Annotated in this window: 17 protein-coding genes; 5 read left to right on the top strand and 12 right to left on the bottom strand. The window is 48.7% G+C overall.

The window, feature by feature from the left end; all coding sequences use genetic code 11:
* Positions 1-138: 138 nt before the first annotated feature.
* The 3 genes from ytpR to AC3WTF_RS04160 are packed head-to-tail and all read right to left on the bottom strand — an operon-like array spanning position 139 to position 1907.
* A complete protein-coding gene (ytpR, locus tag AC3WTF_RS04170) occupies positions 139-744 on the bottom strand; it encodes a YtpR family tRNA-binding protein (protein WP_003152375.1) in 606 nt (201 codons plus the stop codon).
* A 14-nt stretch (positions 745-758) separates the two neighbouring features.
* The gene (locus tag AC3WTF_RS04165) at positions 759-1568 is read right to left on the bottom strand and encodes a DUF1444 domain-containing protein (protein WP_012118213.1); all 810 of its coding nucleotides are present in this window, start codon (positions 1566-1568) and stop codon (positions 759-761) included.
* 15 nt (positions 1569-1583) lie between these two features.
* On the bottom strand, positions 1584-1907 hold the full coding sequence (locus AC3WTF_RS04160; protein WP_003152373.1) for a thioredoxin family protein: 324 nt from the start codon (positions 1905-1907) through the stop codon (positions 1584-1586).
* A 197-nt stretch (positions 1908-2104) separates the two neighbouring features.
* On the opposite strand from AC3WTF_RS04160, the gene AC3WTF_RS04155 reads away from it, so the two are divergent.
* Positions 2105-2551 carry a YtoQ family protein gene (locus AC3WTF_RS04155; RefSeq protein ID WP_014418659.1) on the top strand — a complete coding sequence of 149 codons (447 nt, stop codon included), beginning with the start codon at positions 2105-2107 and terminating at the stop codon, positions 2549-2551.
* 33 nt (positions 2552-2584) lie between these two features.
* On the opposite strand, the gene AC3WTF_RS04150 is transcribed toward AC3WTF_RS04155, so the two are convergent.
* Positions 2585-3658 (bottom strand): M42 family metallopeptidase, encoded by a 1074-nt coding sequence (locus AC3WTF_RS04150; protein WP_003152370.1) that lies wholly within the window; start codon positions 3656-3658, stop codon positions 2585-2587.
* Between the two features lie 158 nt (positions 3659-3816).
* Here AC3WTF_RS04150 and AC3WTF_RS04145 point away from each other — a divergent pair, with 158 nt between their 5' ends.
* Positions 3817-4134, top strand: a complete 318-nt coding sequence (locus tag AC3WTF_RS04145) for a PepSY domain-containing protein (RefSeq protein ID WP_003152366.1) — start codon at positions 3817-3819, stop codon at positions 4132-4134.
* A 55-nt stretch (positions 4135-4189) separates the two neighbouring features.
* Here AC3WTF_RS04145 and AC3WTF_RS04140 read toward each other — a convergent pair whose 3' ends face one another.
* From AC3WTF_RS04140 to trmB, 3 genes are all read right to left on the bottom strand, one after another.
* On the bottom strand, positions 4190-5887 hold the full coding sequence (locus AC3WTF_RS04140) for an NAD-dependent malic enzyme (protein ID WP_007408782.1): 1698 nt from the start codon (positions 5885-5887) through the stop codon (positions 4190-4192).
* A 78-nt stretch (positions 5888-5965) separates the two neighbouring features.
* Positions 5966-6811: a YtnP family quorum-quenching lactonase gene (locus AC3WTF_RS04135; RefSeq protein ID WP_020956223.1), complete on the bottom strand. Its 846-nt coding sequence runs from the start codon at positions 6809-6811 to the stop codon at positions 5966-5968.
* 58 nt (positions 6812-6869) lie between these two features.
* Entirely contained in the window at positions 6870-7523 is a 654-nt protein-coding gene (gene trmB / locus AC3WTF_RS04130; RefSeq protein WP_021494471.1) for a tRNA (guanosine(46)-N7)-methyltransferase TrmB, read from the bottom strand.
* Between the two features lie 185 nt (positions 7524-7708).
* Here trmB and AC3WTF_RS04125 point away from each other — a divergent pair, with 185 nt between their 5' ends.
* Positions 7709-7987: a YtzH-like family protein gene (locus AC3WTF_RS04125; RefSeq protein ID WP_003152357.1), complete on the top strand. Its 279-nt coding sequence runs from the start codon at positions 7709-7711 to the stop codon at positions 7985-7987.
* Here AC3WTF_RS04125 and AC3WTF_RS04120 read toward each other — a convergent pair whose 3' ends face one another.
* The 4 genes from AC3WTF_RS04120 to thpR all read right to left on the bottom strand — a co-directional run bounded on the left by AC3WTF_RS04120 (position 7988) and on the right by thpR (position 11548).
* Positions 7988-8785, bottom strand: a complete 798-nt coding sequence (locus AC3WTF_RS04120) for a phosphotransferase family protein (protein WP_003152355.1) — start codon at positions 8783-8785, stop codon at positions 7988-7990.
* Between the two features lie 270 nt (positions 8786-9055).
* Positions 9056-9985: a YegS/Rv2252/BmrU family lipid kinase gene (locus AC3WTF_RS04115; protein ID WP_007408786.1), complete on the bottom strand. Its 930-nt coding sequence runs from the start codon at positions 9983-9985 to the stop codon at positions 9056-9058.
* Positions 9986-10037: 52 nt separating this feature from the next.
* Positions 10038-10970, bottom strand: a complete 933-nt coding sequence (locus tag AC3WTF_RS04110; protein WP_108724774.1) for a hypothetical protein — start codon at positions 10968-10970, stop codon at positions 10038-10040.
* A gap of 26 nt (positions 10971-10996) precedes the next feature.
* Positions 10997-11548 carry an RNA 2',3'-cyclic phosphodiesterase gene (gene thpR, locus AC3WTF_RS04105; RefSeq protein ID WP_007408788.1) on the bottom strand — a complete coding sequence of 184 codons (552 nt, stop codon included), beginning with the start codon at positions 11546-11548 and terminating at the stop codon, positions 10997-10999.
* A gap of 89 nt (positions 11549-11637) precedes the next feature.
* On the opposite strand from thpR, the gene cysK reads away from it, so the two are divergent.
* On the top strand, positions 11638-12609 hold the full coding sequence (cysK, locus tag AC3WTF_RS04100) for a cysteine synthase A (RefSeq protein WP_020954278.1): 972 nt from the start codon (positions 11638-11640) through the stop codon (positions 12607-12609).
* A 37-nt stretch (positions 12610-12646) separates the two neighbouring features.
* Here cysK and pepV read toward each other — a convergent pair whose 3' ends face one another.
* Entirely contained in the window at positions 12647-14038 is a 1392-nt protein-coding gene (gene pepV / locus AC3WTF_RS04095) for a dipeptidase PepV (RefSeq protein WP_020956228.1), read from the bottom strand.
* Between the two features lie 95 nt (positions 14039-14133).
* Between pepV and AC3WTF_RS04090 the strand changes: the two genes are divergently transcribed.
* On the top strand, positions 14134-15438 hold the full coding sequence (locus AC3WTF_RS04090) for an NCS2 family permease (RefSeq protein WP_032868326.1): 1305 nt from the start codon (positions 14134-14136) through the stop codon (positions 15436-15438).
* The last annotated feature ends 18 nt before the right edge of the window (positions 15439-15456 follow it).

The following is a 15456-nucleotide window of genomic DNA, read 5'->3' as shown; positions in this document are numbered from 1 at the left end:
TAGTCTGGGACGATATTTAGTATACCATTGCCGGGCGGCTCAGAAAAGATTAAGCTCCCAACTGAAGAAAGCCGTTAAGCAGGCCTGCTTAACGGCTTTCTCTCACATCATTCGATTCTGTGCGCTTATTTATGGGAGTTAGAATTGAAATGCTTCGCCGGCCTCGCGGCTGTCTTCAAGAACAAGAATCCCTTTTTCCGCCGGCGCATCCGGCAAAGCGAGTTCTTTCGCGGAGCAGATCATGCCGCTTGACGGAACGCCTCTTAATTCAGCGTCTTTAATCACAAGTCCGCTCGGCATCACCGCGCCGACTTTAGCGACGACGACTTTTTGCCCTTTGTCCACGTTCGGCGCGCCGCAAACGATTTGGAGGGTTTCCTCTCCGACATTCACTTGGCAGATATTCAGTTTATCCGCATTCGGATGTTTTTCTTTCGATTCAACGTGACCGACAACAAATTTCGGAGAAAGGTCAACCGTCAGCGTTTCTGAAACGCCGTTTCTGTTCAGTATTTCATTCACATCCTGTACGAATGTCTCAGACAAAGCGACGGGGCCGTTGTCCTCAATCTGTAAGTAAGAAGACACGTTAAAAATGTTAAAGCCCGTCGTTTCTTTTGTTTCTTTGTTAAAGATTCTGACGACATCGCCTTCTCTTTCATAGCCGATTTCTTCGCGTGCTGCATCTTTAAGAGAGATCAGAAGCGTATCTCCCACACCTTCTTTATTGTAAAAAGCGTTCATAAGAAAAATCCTTTCTAATCCTTTTTCGGCCGGCTTTTCGCCATGATAAACACAGGTTCCAGTCTGCCTTCATTATACAGAAATGAAAGGGCCGTAATCGGCACCGTGCCGCTTGCAAAGAAGCTCATGGACATTTGCCCTAAAATATCATAACCCGATTCATTTCGAATGTCAGCAAGTATTAATACATCCTGATGCGGAACGGAAATCGCTAATTCGCCTTCAGCGGCCTGCTTGTATTCATGAAGAATCGAATCATTGAGAATCCGGCTGGCGTCATAGCCGTCATTCGCCCTGAAAAAATAAAAATAATTATCCGCAACCGTATCCTGTTTCACGACCGAAGGAAGAGAGCGGAGATTGAATGACGCCGTCTCCCTGATCCGTTCTTTTGTCCAGTTTTCTTTCTCGAGCATACGGCTGTCAATTAAGCGGTACGTCTTGCCGAGGTCAAGCGCGTAGTAGATTCTCGTTTCGGCCGTATGGTCATCATACACGAGCGGAATGCCGTCACTCGTTTGATCGGGAAATGATGTGGAGCGGATGACCGGATAGATTCCGGCTTCCTTTCCGGACATCTCCTGTCCGCTTCCTTCCATCGCCTCCATCGCTTCTGACACATAGTAGACGATTTCGTCGATCGCTTCTTCTTTTTTCGTCTCCCACTTCGCAATGATCGGCGGGAGCTCCAATGTGATGCCTTTTTTGGTCGTTTGATCCTCAACACGGAGGGTGTCTTTTTCTCTGTCAAAAAAGAAGGATCGGTTCTCGTGCTGCAGGCGCTGTTTTAATAAATCCGCCAGCTTCCTTGACGTCATTTTCAAAGCCCGTGGCCTCCTTTATGCTTTAGCAAGGGAATCGGTTAAAAATTGCTCAATTTCTTCTTTTGTTTTACGGTCTTTGCTGACGAAGCGGTTCACTTCTTTTCCTCCGTTAAACACAACAAAGCTCGGAATGCCGTAAATTTCCCATTCTGCGCATGTATCAATAAATTGATCGCGGTCTACGTAGTAATAAGTGAATTCAGGAAAGTCCGCTTCCAGCTCAGGGAGAAACGGCTCCACAAAGCGGCAGTCCGGGCACCAATCCGCTGAAAACATAAATACCGCCCAATCGTCTTGTACCGCTTTTTGCAATTCTTCCGTGCTTTCAATCTTTTTCATTGTCATTCCTCCATCTGGATTATGAGTTTTTTATATGCTGATGTTTGTCCAATTGGATCATACCAGACTGTTTACGGCAAGACCAACTATATGCAATATCATTATCATATTTCATTTGCATTATCAAGCAAGTTTCGTTTACCATTTTGCTTGTAGCCGTACGAAAATATGAATATGTACATAAGGAGGGGCAAAAGATGCAGTTTGTCGTGTATTTAGCGGGTGAAATCCACAGTGATTGGCGGGACGAGATCAAACAAAAAGCAACAGCGCTGGACCTGCCGATTACGTTTGTCGGCCCGATGGAAAACCATGAACGCTCAGACAATATCGGAGAAGAGATTATGGGCGTGCAGCCCGATTCTGTTTTAAAAGACGCCAGAGCTTCTGATATCAACAATTTCCGTACAGAGGTGCTGATGGAAAAAGCCGATTTTGTGATCGCCCTGTTTGGCGAGAAATATAAGCAGTGGAATACCGCGATGGATGCTTCTTATGCCATCGCAAAAGGAAAGCCGCTCATTCTCATCCGTCCGAAAGAACTTCATCATCCGCTGAAAGAGCTTTCCGGAAAAGCGAATATCACGGTCGAAACCGTCAATCAAGCGATGAAAGCACTCTCTTATTTATTTGAAACAGAATAAGCAGGCCGCCTTTATGCGGTCCTGCTTATTTTTTTACACATTTTCTCTGATCGTTTCGACCGTCTGTTTGTCACTCGCCATGACCAGCTTAATGAGCATTTCTTTCGCCGCGGCATAATCATCGACATGGATGATGGCGGCATTTGTATGAATGTATCTTGAACAAATGCCGATGACGGCAGACGGAACCCCGCTGTTTGATATGTGGACCCGTCCGGCATCCGTTCCCCCGCCTGAAGCGAAATATTGATAAGGGATATTGTGCGTTTCCGCCATATCAAGGACGAACTCTCTCATCCCGCGGTGCATGACCGTCGTTCTGTCGAGAATGCGGAGCAGCACCCCCTCGCCGAGACGGCCGAACAGCTCCTTATCGCCGCTCATATCATTTGCCGGGCTGGCATCAAGCGCGAAAAAGAGATCAGGCTGAATCATGTTGGCCGCTGTCTGCGCCCCTCTCAAGCCGACTTCCTCCTGAACGGTGGCCCCGGCGTACAGATTGTTCGGCAGGTCTTTTCCGTGCAGCTCTTTTAATAGTTCAATGCTTAACCCGCAGCCGTAGCGGTTATCCCACGCTTTGGACAATATTTTCTTCTCGTTGGCCATCGGGGTGAACGGGCAGACAGGCACGACCTGCTGTCCCGGTCTGATCCCCATTTTGACCGCGTCCTCTCTGTCATCGGCACCGATATCAATCATCATATTTTTGATCTCCATCGGCTTTGCGCGCTGGGCATCCGTTAAAATGTGGGGCGGGATGCTTGAGATGACGCCGATAATCGGTCCGTTATCCGTCTGCACCTCGACGCGCTGGGCAAGCAGCACCTGACTCCACCAGCCGCCGAGCGTCTGAAATCTCAGCATGCCGTTATCCGTAATCTGCGTTACCATAAACCCGACTTCGTCCATATGGCCGGCTACCATAACGGTCGGCGCATCTTCAGCGCCGCGCCTTACTCCGAAAACACTTCCGAGTCTGTCCTGCACGATGTCATCCGCATATTTCGCAAGCTCCCGTTTCATAAAGGAGCGGACCTGATGTTCATTTCCCGGTGCACCGGGAAGCTGCGTCAGCGTCCGGAAAAGCGTTTTCGTTTCCTCATTCATATTTTCCCCTCATTTCTATGTAATGCTTTTATTTTATTAGAAAAACAACCGTTTTCCAAGCGCTCAGATTGAATGGGCTGGAAAACCGACGCTTTACTTAACACCGTCTGGCATCTTCTGTATAATAAAAACTACGACATAATTGGAGGTGCTTCATATTGAAATTACGTCATTTTCTCTTAGGTGCAGGAGTCGGATTATGCGCTGCCATCGCAGTGAAAAAGTATGCGATGAAACCTTATATCTCTTCAGAAAAAGCGCTCCGTATCGTGAAAGCGGCTTTTAAACAGCGCGGGCCGATAGACGGATCATGGATTTACACAGAGCCGGAGCCCTACCAGGTAAACGGAGAAACCATCCAGGTATACAAGACCGGCGTGACACGTTCGGCATTCGGCGAACTGGAGCAATATGAAGTTATGGTCAATGCAAAAACAGGCCAGATTGTCGATGTCATTGATTCTGTCGCCTCATAATTCGGACAAGCAAAAAATAAAGCCCAAAACCATCAGCGTTTTGGGCTTTATTCGGTTACATCGGCCGAATTCGTTTATATACGGGGTGCCACATCGCGTCCTGCACCGCTTGGATCAGATCCTCGGGTTCCGTTTCCGCTACACCGTCCTGAATCGCAGCTTTTGCTACAGCTACCGCCACAGTTGCCGATACCGTCCTGAGATCCTCCACTTTTGGAAGCATCGGCGCCCCCGGCTTGCCGACGTCCACCATACCGGCGATGGCATTCGCGCAGGCAACGAACATATTGTCCGTAATGAGCCTTGCTTTTGTCACAATCGTGCCGAGTCCGAGTCCCGGGAATACGAGCGCGTTGTTCGCCTGTCCGATATGGTAGGTAACGCCGTTATACGCAACAGGCGGAAACGGACTACCCGTAGTGACAAGCGCGCGGCCTTCCGTCCATTTAATCAAATCTTCAGGTTTTGCTTCTGATAATGTCGTCGGGTTTGACATCGGCAAAATAGCGGGCCGTTTGACATGCGAGGCCATTTCTTTGACGATTTCTTCCGTAAATGCGCCTGATACGGTGGATGTGCCGATCAGAATCGTCGGCTTGGCCTGACGCACCGTCTCCGCCAGATCAATTGATCCGCCTTCACCGCTGCGGCCGTACTCTTTTACTTCATCAGCAGGGCGCGCGTACGGAACCTGAAAATCACGCAAGTCCTTCATATCATCCGTTAACAATCCGTTTCTGTCGATACACCAAAAATGGCTGTAGGATTCTTCTTCGCTTAATCCGTCATGCACCATGGCTTCGCGCAGCTGCTCAGCAATTCCGATACCGGCCGTTCCCGCGCCGAAGACGACGACTTTATGCTCTTTTAAAGGCACTTTTGATGCTTTTGCACACGCTAAAACAGCTGCAAGCGATACCGCGCCCGTTCCTTGAATGTCATCGTTAAACGTACAGACTTTATCTTTATACCGTTTTAATATGCCGCGGGCGTTAGCCGTACCGAAATCCTCCCAATGAAGCAGCGCATTCGGGAATGTTTCCCGGGCAAGCGAGACATACTCATCAATAAAGCGGTCATATTTCTCGCCGCGCACTCTTGAATGCTGGTTTCCGACATACAGCGGGTCATTTAAGAGGCTTTCCTGATTTGTCCCCGCGTCCAATACGACCGCAAGCACTCGTGACGGATCAATTCCTGCCGCCGCCGTATACACCGCAAGTTTTCCGACAGAAATGGCGATGCCGCCGACGCCCCAGTCACCGATTCCCAGAATGCCCTCGGCATCTGTCGCAACGATTAAGTCAATGTTTTCATTTTTTCCGAACTGCTGAAATGCGGCGCGCATTCCTTCAGGGTCATCTATTGACAAATACAGACCGCGGGGTTTTCTGTACTCATGGCTGTAACGCTGGATCGCAGTGCCGACGGTCGGCGTATATACGATCGGCAGCATTTCGCCTAAATGATCATTTAACAGCCTGTAAAATAACGTTTCATTCCGATCATGGAGAGCGGTCAAGTACACATTTTTGCTCAGCTCATCAGGCTGCGAACTGAATTGTTCGTAGGCACGCCTCGCCTGCTCTTCGATTGTCAATACTTTCGGCGGCAGAAACCCCTCGAGCCCGAGTTCCTTTCTTTCCTCCTGTGTAAAGGCCACCCCTTTATTTAAAAAAGGCGTAGAAAGCACTTCTAATCCGCGCAGAGTTGTTTTGATTTCTCCATCTTTGGTCACTTGAAATTGATTCACCTGTCTCTTCCTTTCAAAGCAATTTGTCTTAGGTTTGCTTTTATTCCCGAAATTCATACAGGTAAATCATCGATCCGCTTATTTTCTCTCCCGTTTGACAGATGCAGCCACTTCGCCGTCTTCTCCCCATTTTACCGCTCTGTAAATCGCGTCGTGATAGAAAATCAGCCAGGCGTCTTTTTCTGCCGCGAACGTCTGCCATTTCTGCTTTTCTGGAATAGAGGTCATCGGATAATCATCATAGGCCAGCACCCATAACGGATTTTTATGCGCATTCGTCGGCATCAGGTCGGCAAAATGCACAGCCGCCTCCCCACCGTCTTCTAAGACGATGACGCTGTGGCCGTCGCTGTGGCCGCCGGTGTGGTGCATCGTAATGCCTTCTGTCAGCTGATACTCGTTTTCAAAGGTTTCGACCTGATCTTGTACCGCCTCCCAATTTTCTCTCCAATATGTATTTTTCGATCTGATATTAGGGTTTCTCATTTCGCGCCACTCTGTTGCAGAAGTGATAATGCGGGCATTCGGGAAAACAGAGACAAGCTCCTCTCCGCTGTACTCCGTCAGGCCGCATGCATGGTCAAAATGAAGATGGGTCATCGCGGCAATATGAATGTCCTCACAGGAAAGCCCGAGGTCACGAAGAGATTGTTTCAGATTGGATTCCTGTGTTACGCCGTAATTCCTTTTTTGTTTATCAGAGAACTTCCCTCGGCCGATACCCGCGTCAACCAATATATTCAGGCCGTTTTTTCTGATCAGAATCGGGTCTGTTCTTAATTCAATCTGGTTTTTGTCATTTACGGGGTATTTTCTCGACCATAAAGGTTTCGGAACAACGCCGAACATCGCTCCGCCGTCCATATGTGTTACACCGCCGTCCAGCCATGTTAATGAAATATTCCCAATATTCAATGTCTCCATCTTGATCCCTCCTGATGTAATGGTAGCAAATGGCGGCATAAAAAAACAGACTCCCGCATCAGAGTCTGTCTTTTGTTCTCCATTCAACTTCGGCCCGGTAAATCGGCTGGCCGAGCGCGGAGAATTTTTCTTCGTATTCTGTCATAATATTGCCCTTCGGATCGCTGTTGTGCAGATCAAGGCTGACTTCCGTCAGAAGCAGGCCGTATTCGGAAAAGCTTTTCAGAGAGTATTCGAATAAACCGCGGTTATCGGTTTTAAAATGAATCTCACCTGTTTCGCCCATCACTTCTTCGTATTTTTTCAAGAACGTTTTAAATGTTAAACGGCGCTTTTCGTGGCGGTTTTTCGGCCACGGGTCAGAAAAGTTTAGATATACGCGCTTGATTTCTCCCTGTTCAAATACGTCATTCAGTGTTTCCGCGTCTATATTTAACAAACGGACATTGTGAGCCCCGCTGTCCTTAACTTTTTGGACGGCAGTGACGATGACGCTTTTAAACAGCTCAATCCCGATATAGTTGATATCCGGATTCTGCTTGGCCATTCCTGAAATGAACTGCCCTTTTCCCGTACCGACTTCAATATGGATCGGGTTGTCATTGCCAAAGACCGTGTTCCACCGCCCTTTATACTGGGCCGGATCACTGATGGCGATGTCAGCGTTTTCTGCCAGAAAATCATTCGCCCAAGGTTTATGGCGCATTCTCATATGATTGACACCTCTATCTATAATTTCGAGTAACAACATACCATGAAACATAAAGAGCCGCAAGCGCCTTTTAAAGGCGCCGGCTGCATAAAAAAAGAGGCTCCCCGGTCCGGAACACTCATGTGATGCATAAAACCGCACCGCTTTGCACAATGTATGACACAGAAAGGATGTGTATATGAATCATGGGCTTAACAAGCGAACATCAGGTCCGGTTATTAAAGGACATACTGGCCGACCATCAATTGGATTGCTGCGGCACGGTTGCCGAGTATGAACAGCTGGAGCGCGTCATCAAATCACTGATGGCCAACACCGGGCTTGATTCAAATATAAAAAACGTGCTCGAGGATGTCTACCGCTACAGCCAGTCCGGCATCACGGCCGATTCCATCGACACGCATATTCAGGAGCACCAAAACCATTTGTCCCAATGGGTGGAGCAGATGGATTCGTACTCCTGACTACTTGACAATCCGCTTCATCAGGGCATGAAGCTCTTCCATGGCATCATGATACGCTTTGTCGTTTCCTTTTGATTTGTGCCAGGCGATGAAGGTGATGGTCTCCGATAACATGTACCACGCCATCCTCAGCCGAAGCCCTTCCGTGAGCTTCATGCCGTACATCCCAAGCCAGCTGTCCCACGCTGGCTCTTCGACGTAATGATACAATAAAGGGCCGAGATCCATGGCCGGATCAGCTATCATGGCGCCGTCCCAATCTATTAAATACAGCTGGTTGTCTTCAGACAGAAGCCAGTTATTATGATTCACATCACAATGGCAAACGACTTTTTCACCGAATTGCACCTGATCCACATGAGCTTCCAAATAAGCAAGGCCTTCCTGAATAAGCGGCGAAAATTGCCGCACGGCAAAGACGGCCTGCTTCAGCTGCGACAAAAGGGCGCCCGGATCAAGCGGTTCTTTTCCCAATCTTTTCAGCATGTCGAGCAAAGCTTTTGATGTGTGGATTTTGCGGAGCAGCTCAGCCACCGGGCGTCCGCTCATATCCTTTGCCTTCAGCTCCCTGCCCGCCATCCAATGCTGAGCCGTAATGACGTCCCCGTTTTCCATCCGTTTCGTCCAAACCAGCTTCGGAACAATGCCTTCGGCGGATAACACGGCTAAAAAGGGCGAGCTATTACGTTTTAAAAAAAGCTGTTGGCCGTTATGTTTCGCATAATATGCATCTCCTGTAGCTCCTCCGGCGGGGAAGATCTCCCAATCGCTACCTAGTAATTGTCCCAACCAGTTCATATCAATGTTCAACCCATCATTTCTTAAAATATTTTAGAATAGGCCTCCAGCCTTTCTCTATTGGCGGAGCGGCCTGTCATAAACAATTTCATGAGAATAAAAAAGACAGCTATTGAGAGTCTCATATGCTAATCAATAGCCGTCCTATAAATTTTAGCGCTACAGCACAAACTTCGTCAAGCAAAACTAGCAAGAACACCTGTGAATTCTGAAGATTTATGCCGCGAACCGCTCTTTGCCGTGAAACATTTGACGGGTTTCATTTGTTTATTATGTTTTTATTTTCAACGGTGTACCGCCCGGCATAAGCCGAAACGGCGTCGTTCCGATCAGCTCGCCGTCAGCGTGAAACGGAATTTTCCCATCTGTTTCAAAAACGAATTCCTTCCCTTTTATCATCGTCACTCCGTCCATTTTGATATGCCGGCCGAAGCTCATCGCCCATAAAAAACGATACAGCGAGAAAAAGGACAGGTTTTCTGCGATGACAATATCAAAATGGTTTTGACGGGGATTTGCTGAAGGCGCCGCTTTCATGCCGCCTCCGTAATAAGGGTGATTAGCCGCAATGACAAACCAGACATTGCGGAATTCACGCCTCTGGCCGTCTGCCGTGCAAACAAACCTGAACGGCTGAAACCCCGAGGCCGTATGTAAATGCGCGAGCGGGTAAATCACAAAGCCGAGACGCAAAAACCGAAGAACGCGCGATAACGGAAAATTCGCGGCTGCCTTCAAAACTGAGGCATCGAAGCCGACAGACAGGTGGTTAATAAAATAAAGTGATTGCGCTTTGTCATGAAAAAAGTTGATGTTTCCCGCAAAAAATTTCCGTGTGAGCGGGCGGTGCAGACTTTTGATTTCTTGGAGAAGCGCCGACTTCTTAATACCGAGCCCTTTGGAAAAGTCATTGTACGAACCGGCAGGCACAAAGGTCAGCTCAATCTGATCCGTTCCTTTCAGTCCGTTAATGACTTCATGCATCGTCCCGTCACCGCCGATGACGAACAGCCGCTTAAGCTTATGATCCTGCATCATTGAAATCTGCCTCGCCAGCACCTCCGCATGTCCGGGATGCCCGGTCAAAAAAGAGCGGTGGCTGACCCCGCGCCTGGTCAGCTCTTTTTGAACTGATTTCCAGACACGCCGGCCCCGCCCGCCTCCTGAGACCGGATTAATAATAAAAAACCATTGACTCATCGTTTGTTTTCACCTGCTTCATAGATGAAGAGACAGCCGGCAAACATCCGTTTTAATCAAGCCATTCCTGTCTCCGGCTTGAATCGCTCAAGCCGTAAGACAAAAGAGCCTTCGCCGCCTTCAGCTGGTGGTGCTTGATCGGCGCCGTATTTTTCTGCTGCTTTTCCAGCCACTCTGCGGCAGTCCGTTTATCAGCTATTTCCAGCCCGTACGGCGGCTCCGGGTAATCAATATAAGACGTTCTGCTGAGCAAAAGCTTCCGCACGGGAATGTCGGCCTGCTTTTCTTTTACGATTTGCGAAACGACCGAGCCTGTCCGGTGCAGGCTGAGAGACGGATTCAATACTTGACGCGTGCTGCCGGAGCCTCTTTCTTCCCAAAAACGGTGTTTTGATCCGATATATACGCTGTCCTCTTCCGCTTCCATAAAAGCAGCGCAGAAAATCTCCAGCGGCGAGATGATGATCATGCTCAGTTCAACGGACGCCTGCTGAATTTGCAGAACCGGATGATACATCACAAAATAGGAATCGGGCAGCTTTTGAGCCAGCATTTTTAACATCCTGTCCCTTTTGACCGCCTGCGAAAGCTCAGACTTTTGAGAAAGCGTGGAGCTCGCCCATTTTAATTGAAAGTCATACAGCTGATCTTTGAAAAAAGGCGCGAGCTCAGACTTTCGAGACGGGAGATTCCCGAACAGCGCCTCTTCTCCCTCCGGCTCATCAAACCATTGGTGCCTCTTTTCATTTATATCGGCCGTATTTTCTTCTTTTCTCTTTTTTAAGGAAAATTTTTTCCTGGCCGGCGCTTGATCGGTTTCCCCGCCTGCAGCCGTTTCCGTTTCTTTTTCTTCCGTCATCCGGTCAAACGCTTCAAGAAGCGCCTCAAAGCGTTCTTTCTTCAGCCGGATAAACTGGTTCATATAATGATATGGATCAAGTTCATATCTGGATATGCAGTCGTGAATTTTGATGATCTGTGCCATGTGATTTCTCCACTCCGAATATTTGTTTATGTCAATTGAAACTGTGCGATTTCTTCGTATTTAGGCGACCGGTCAAGATGGGTCTGAAACAGGGAAAACCGGCTGACGGCACTTTGCACCCTGCCGCTTTCAAACGGCACATCGTCAGGAAACGGCCGGTCTCCCGCCCACTTCCGCGCCATCGTCATATGAGGGTGATACGGGCGTTTTTCCACTTGAAAACCGGCTTTCAAAACAGCCTGTTTTGTTTTTTCCCGCAAATCAAAGAGCAGTTCATTCCGTTCGGGCTCAAGGTGAAGCACTCTCGGCTGTCTGCGGTCGCCGAAAATATCCAGATGCTGAAACTGTACGGTAAACGGCTGCGCTGCCGACGCAGCATCTGCGAGCAGAGACGATAATTTCGCAAGCCGTTCTTCATCCGCGGCTCCGAGAAAAATGAGTGTAATATGATAGTCATGCGGGTGCACCCATTTTTTGAATGTTAACGCCGGCTCCTTTTCGGCTGCTTCCCAAATCGGTTCAGCAATGTCAGCCGGAATCGGAATGCCGATAAAATAATGCGGCAATGAAGCTTTCATACGAGGATCTCCCCCTCTTTGGTTATGGTGTTATTATAAAACGGATAAGCGGAGAGGAGAACCCTGTCCGCTCATTATGATAGGATATTATGTACCGAACGTTTTATACAGAAAGGAATGAGCCGGCCTTGAAAATCGTAAACAGCACGGCGGAGCTGATCGGCGGCACACCGATCGTAAAGCTCAATCGTCTTCAGCCAGAACATGCAGCACAGGTCTATTTAAAATTAGAATCGTTTAACCCGAGCGGCAGTGTCAAAGACAGAGCGGCTTACAATATGATCATTGAGGCGGAAAACAGCGGGCATTTAAAACCCGGCTCTGTCATCATCGAACCGACAAGCGGCAACACAGGCATCGGCCTGGCGATGAACGCGGCGGCGCGCGGCTACAAGGCAATCCTCGTCATGCCTGACACGATGACGAAAGAACGCATCAACCTCCTGAAAGCGTACGGCGCGGAGGTTGTGTTAACACCGGGGGCGGAAAGAATGCCCGGCAGCATCAAAAAAGCGAAAGAACTCGCCGAACAGATTCCGGGAAGTTTTATCCCGATGCAATTCGATAACGGCGCAAATCCAGATGCCCACCGAAAAACGACCGCCATTGAAATCTATCAGGCCGTTCAGCAGCTCAACAGACCGCTCGGTGCTTTTGTGGCAACGGCGGGAACGGGCGGAACCATTACCGGAACCGGAGAAACGCTGAAAGAGCTTTTCCCGGATATGATTGTTCATGTCGCCGAGCCTGCGGGATCTCCCGTCCTGTCTGGCGGAAAACCCGGCGCTCATAAGCTTGTCGGGACAAGCCCCGGGTTTATTCCCGGCATACTGAATCAGGACGTTTACGATGAAATCATGAAAATATCTGATGAAGATGCGTATACGACAACACGCCGTCTGGCCCGGGAAGAAGGTATACTCGTCGGCCCGTCTTCAGGCGCCGCCTGCTTCGCCGCCATTGAAACCGCAAAACGCCTCCCTTCCGAACAGATCGTCATCTGTATGACGGCCGATACGGGAGAACGTTATTTATCAACGGATTTATGGTCATTTGAATGATAAAAAGGGATGCCGCTTTCGGCGTCCCTTTTTATTATCACTTGGCAAGCTCATAAATGGCTTCGGCGTATAAAGCGGTTGACCGGAGAAGGTCATCGATTTCAATGTACTCATCCTTTTGATGCGCGCTGTCAGGCCGGCCGGGGAACAGCGGCCCGAACGCGACGCCCGCCGAAAGGGATCTCGCATACGTTCCTCCGCCGATTGAAATCAGATCCGCTTTCTTTCCCGTCTGTCCTTCGTAAACCTTTTGAAGCGTCTTTACGAGTGGATGATCGGCAGAAACGTGGTGCGGTTTGCTGTCTTTAAATTCTTCAAGCCGGAATTCTTCAGCAGACGTAAAAGCATCACGGATGACTTTGCTGTCTGAAGTGACGGGATAACGGATGTTGATGCCGAGTTCTCCTTCCTCACCCTTTCTGTATGTAAAGGTGCCGACATTCAATGTAAGCTCTCCACTGATGTCATCCCTGCAATCAATTTTCAGTTTTTTGCCTCGTGTATCATTTAAAAAATAGTCACTGACGGTTTTGACAAAGTGCTTTCCGGCTTCATCCAGCTCTGTTCCGTTAAGGCATTCAGCAAGCTTTAAGCCGGCATTGACACCATTATCCGGTTCCATCGCGTGGCATGATTTTCCGTATACCCGAAGCGTCAGTTTTCCATTTTCCGAAATTGCTTCACCTTGTGTTTTTGACTGCTCAAGCCATTTGCTGAAATATGCGTGCACGGCATCAAGACCGTCCCCTTCAATAACCGCTTCAGCCGCATCCGGCACCATGTTCAAGCGCAGTCCTGAACGGAATGACAGAAGCCCGTTTTTTGCGTCTTTGTCAGAAGCGCTTTTTACAATGCGCAGTGATGCATCTATAATTCCTTTTTCCGCGTTAATGATCGGAAAATCCGCGTCAGGAGCAAAGCCGATGTCAGGCATTTTTTCGTGTTTGAAGTAGTGATCCACGCATCTCCAATCACTTTCTTCATCCGTTCCGATGATGATTCTCACGCGTTTGGATAAAGGGAGCTGCATGTCTTTGACGATTTTCAGCGCATAAAACGCCGCCATTGTCGGCCCTTTATCATCTATGGCGCCTCTGGCATATATCCGGCCGTCCCTGATATCAGCTGAAAACGGATCGCTCGTCCAGCCGTCTCCGGGCGGAACGACATCGACGTGGCACAGAACGCCGACGATTTCATCACCCGTTCCCCATTCAATATGGCCCGCATAGCCATCAAGATTCTTTACGGTGAAGCCTTCTTTTTCACCGAATTCCAGCAGTGACGTCAGGCTGGCATTGACGCCTTCTCCAAACGGCCGGCCGGGACCGGCTGTTGATTCGTCCATTACGCTGTTGATCTGCAAAAACTTCTGCGTGTCACGGATCAGATCTTCTTTGTTTCTGATGACTTCAACTTCCCAGTTCATCACAAATCCCCTTTCTTGATAAAGACTTGCAAAATGTCGATAAAACGAATAATATAGATGATGTTTTGAAAAAATGTTCGTCATTGGAGGTACTTATGTTTCATCTCGACAAGCATCAAACGACAATAAAAAGAGAAATTACCGCGGGATTGACCACCTTTTTCACAATGGTGTATATCATTGTCGTCAATCCGGTGATCCTTTCCAATGCGGGAATTCCGTTTGACCAGGTGTTCACCGCGACGATTATCGCTTCCATTGTCGGAACTTTATGGATGGCTCTCGCTGCGAATTTTCCGATCGCCATTGCCCCCGGCATGGGCTTAAACGCGTATCTCGCCTTTCACGTTGTCGGCACAGGCAGCGGCATTACGTATCAGACGGCTTTCAGCGCCGTTTTTATCGCGGGAGTCATCTTTATTATTTTATCGTTAACGCCTTTAAGAAAACAACTTATAGAAGCGATTCCGGACAATTTAAAATACGGAATTACGACCGGCATCGGCTTATTTATCGCTTTTATCGGCTTACGCCAATCCGGAATCATCACGGCTGATAAATCTAATCTGGTCGCACTCGGCGATCTTCATTCGCCCGCCGTCATTTTAACGCTTATCGGGCTTATCATCAGTATTGTACTGATGGTGCTGAATGTTAACGGGGCTCTGTTCATCGGAATGGCGCTGACCGCTATCATTGCCTTTTTGACCGGTCAGATTCATTTCACGAAAGGATTCATGTCCTTCCCGCGCCTGCCGGAGGGGCTTTTAATCACAAATCCGTTCGGAGCCCTCGGGGATGTCGTGCATCACGGTCTGTACGCTGTTGTGTTTTCTTTTCTTCTCGTTACGATTTTTGACACGACCGGCACCATGATCGGTGTCGCCGAACAAGCGGGACTGATCAAAAACAATCAGCTGCCGAATGCCAGAAGAGCGCTTTTGGCTGATTCGACCGCTACAACGGTGGGAAGCATCTTCGGCACCAGCCCGACGACCGCGTTCGTTGAATCTTCAGCAGGTGTGGCGGCCGGCGGAAGAACGGGTCTGACGGCGCTGACGATTGCCGTTATGTTTGCCGTTTCCATGTTTTTCAGCCCGCTTGTCAGCGTCTTATCGGAAGTGTCCGCGATTACGTCACCGGCTCTGATTATTGTCGGCAGCCTGATGATGGGTGCGGTATCGAATATCCGCTGGAATGAGCTTGATGAAGCGTTCCCGGCCTTTCTCGTCATTTTGGCGATGCCTCTAACGTCCAGTATTTCAACCGGAATCGCACTCGGCTTCATTTCATATCCGCTTGTTAAAGTAGCTAAGAAAAAATGGCGCGAAATCCATCCTTTAGTCATCATCTTCGCCGTGCTGTTTTTTATTCAGCTTTTTATTTTGAACGGACATTAAGAAAAATCCCTTTCCTTT

It is taken from the genome of Bacillus sp. EB106-06-01-XG163 (assembly GCF_058791615.1).
The sequence above is the reverse complement of the archived record's forward strand: the minus strand, read 5'-3'. Positions and strand labels throughout refer to the sequence as shown.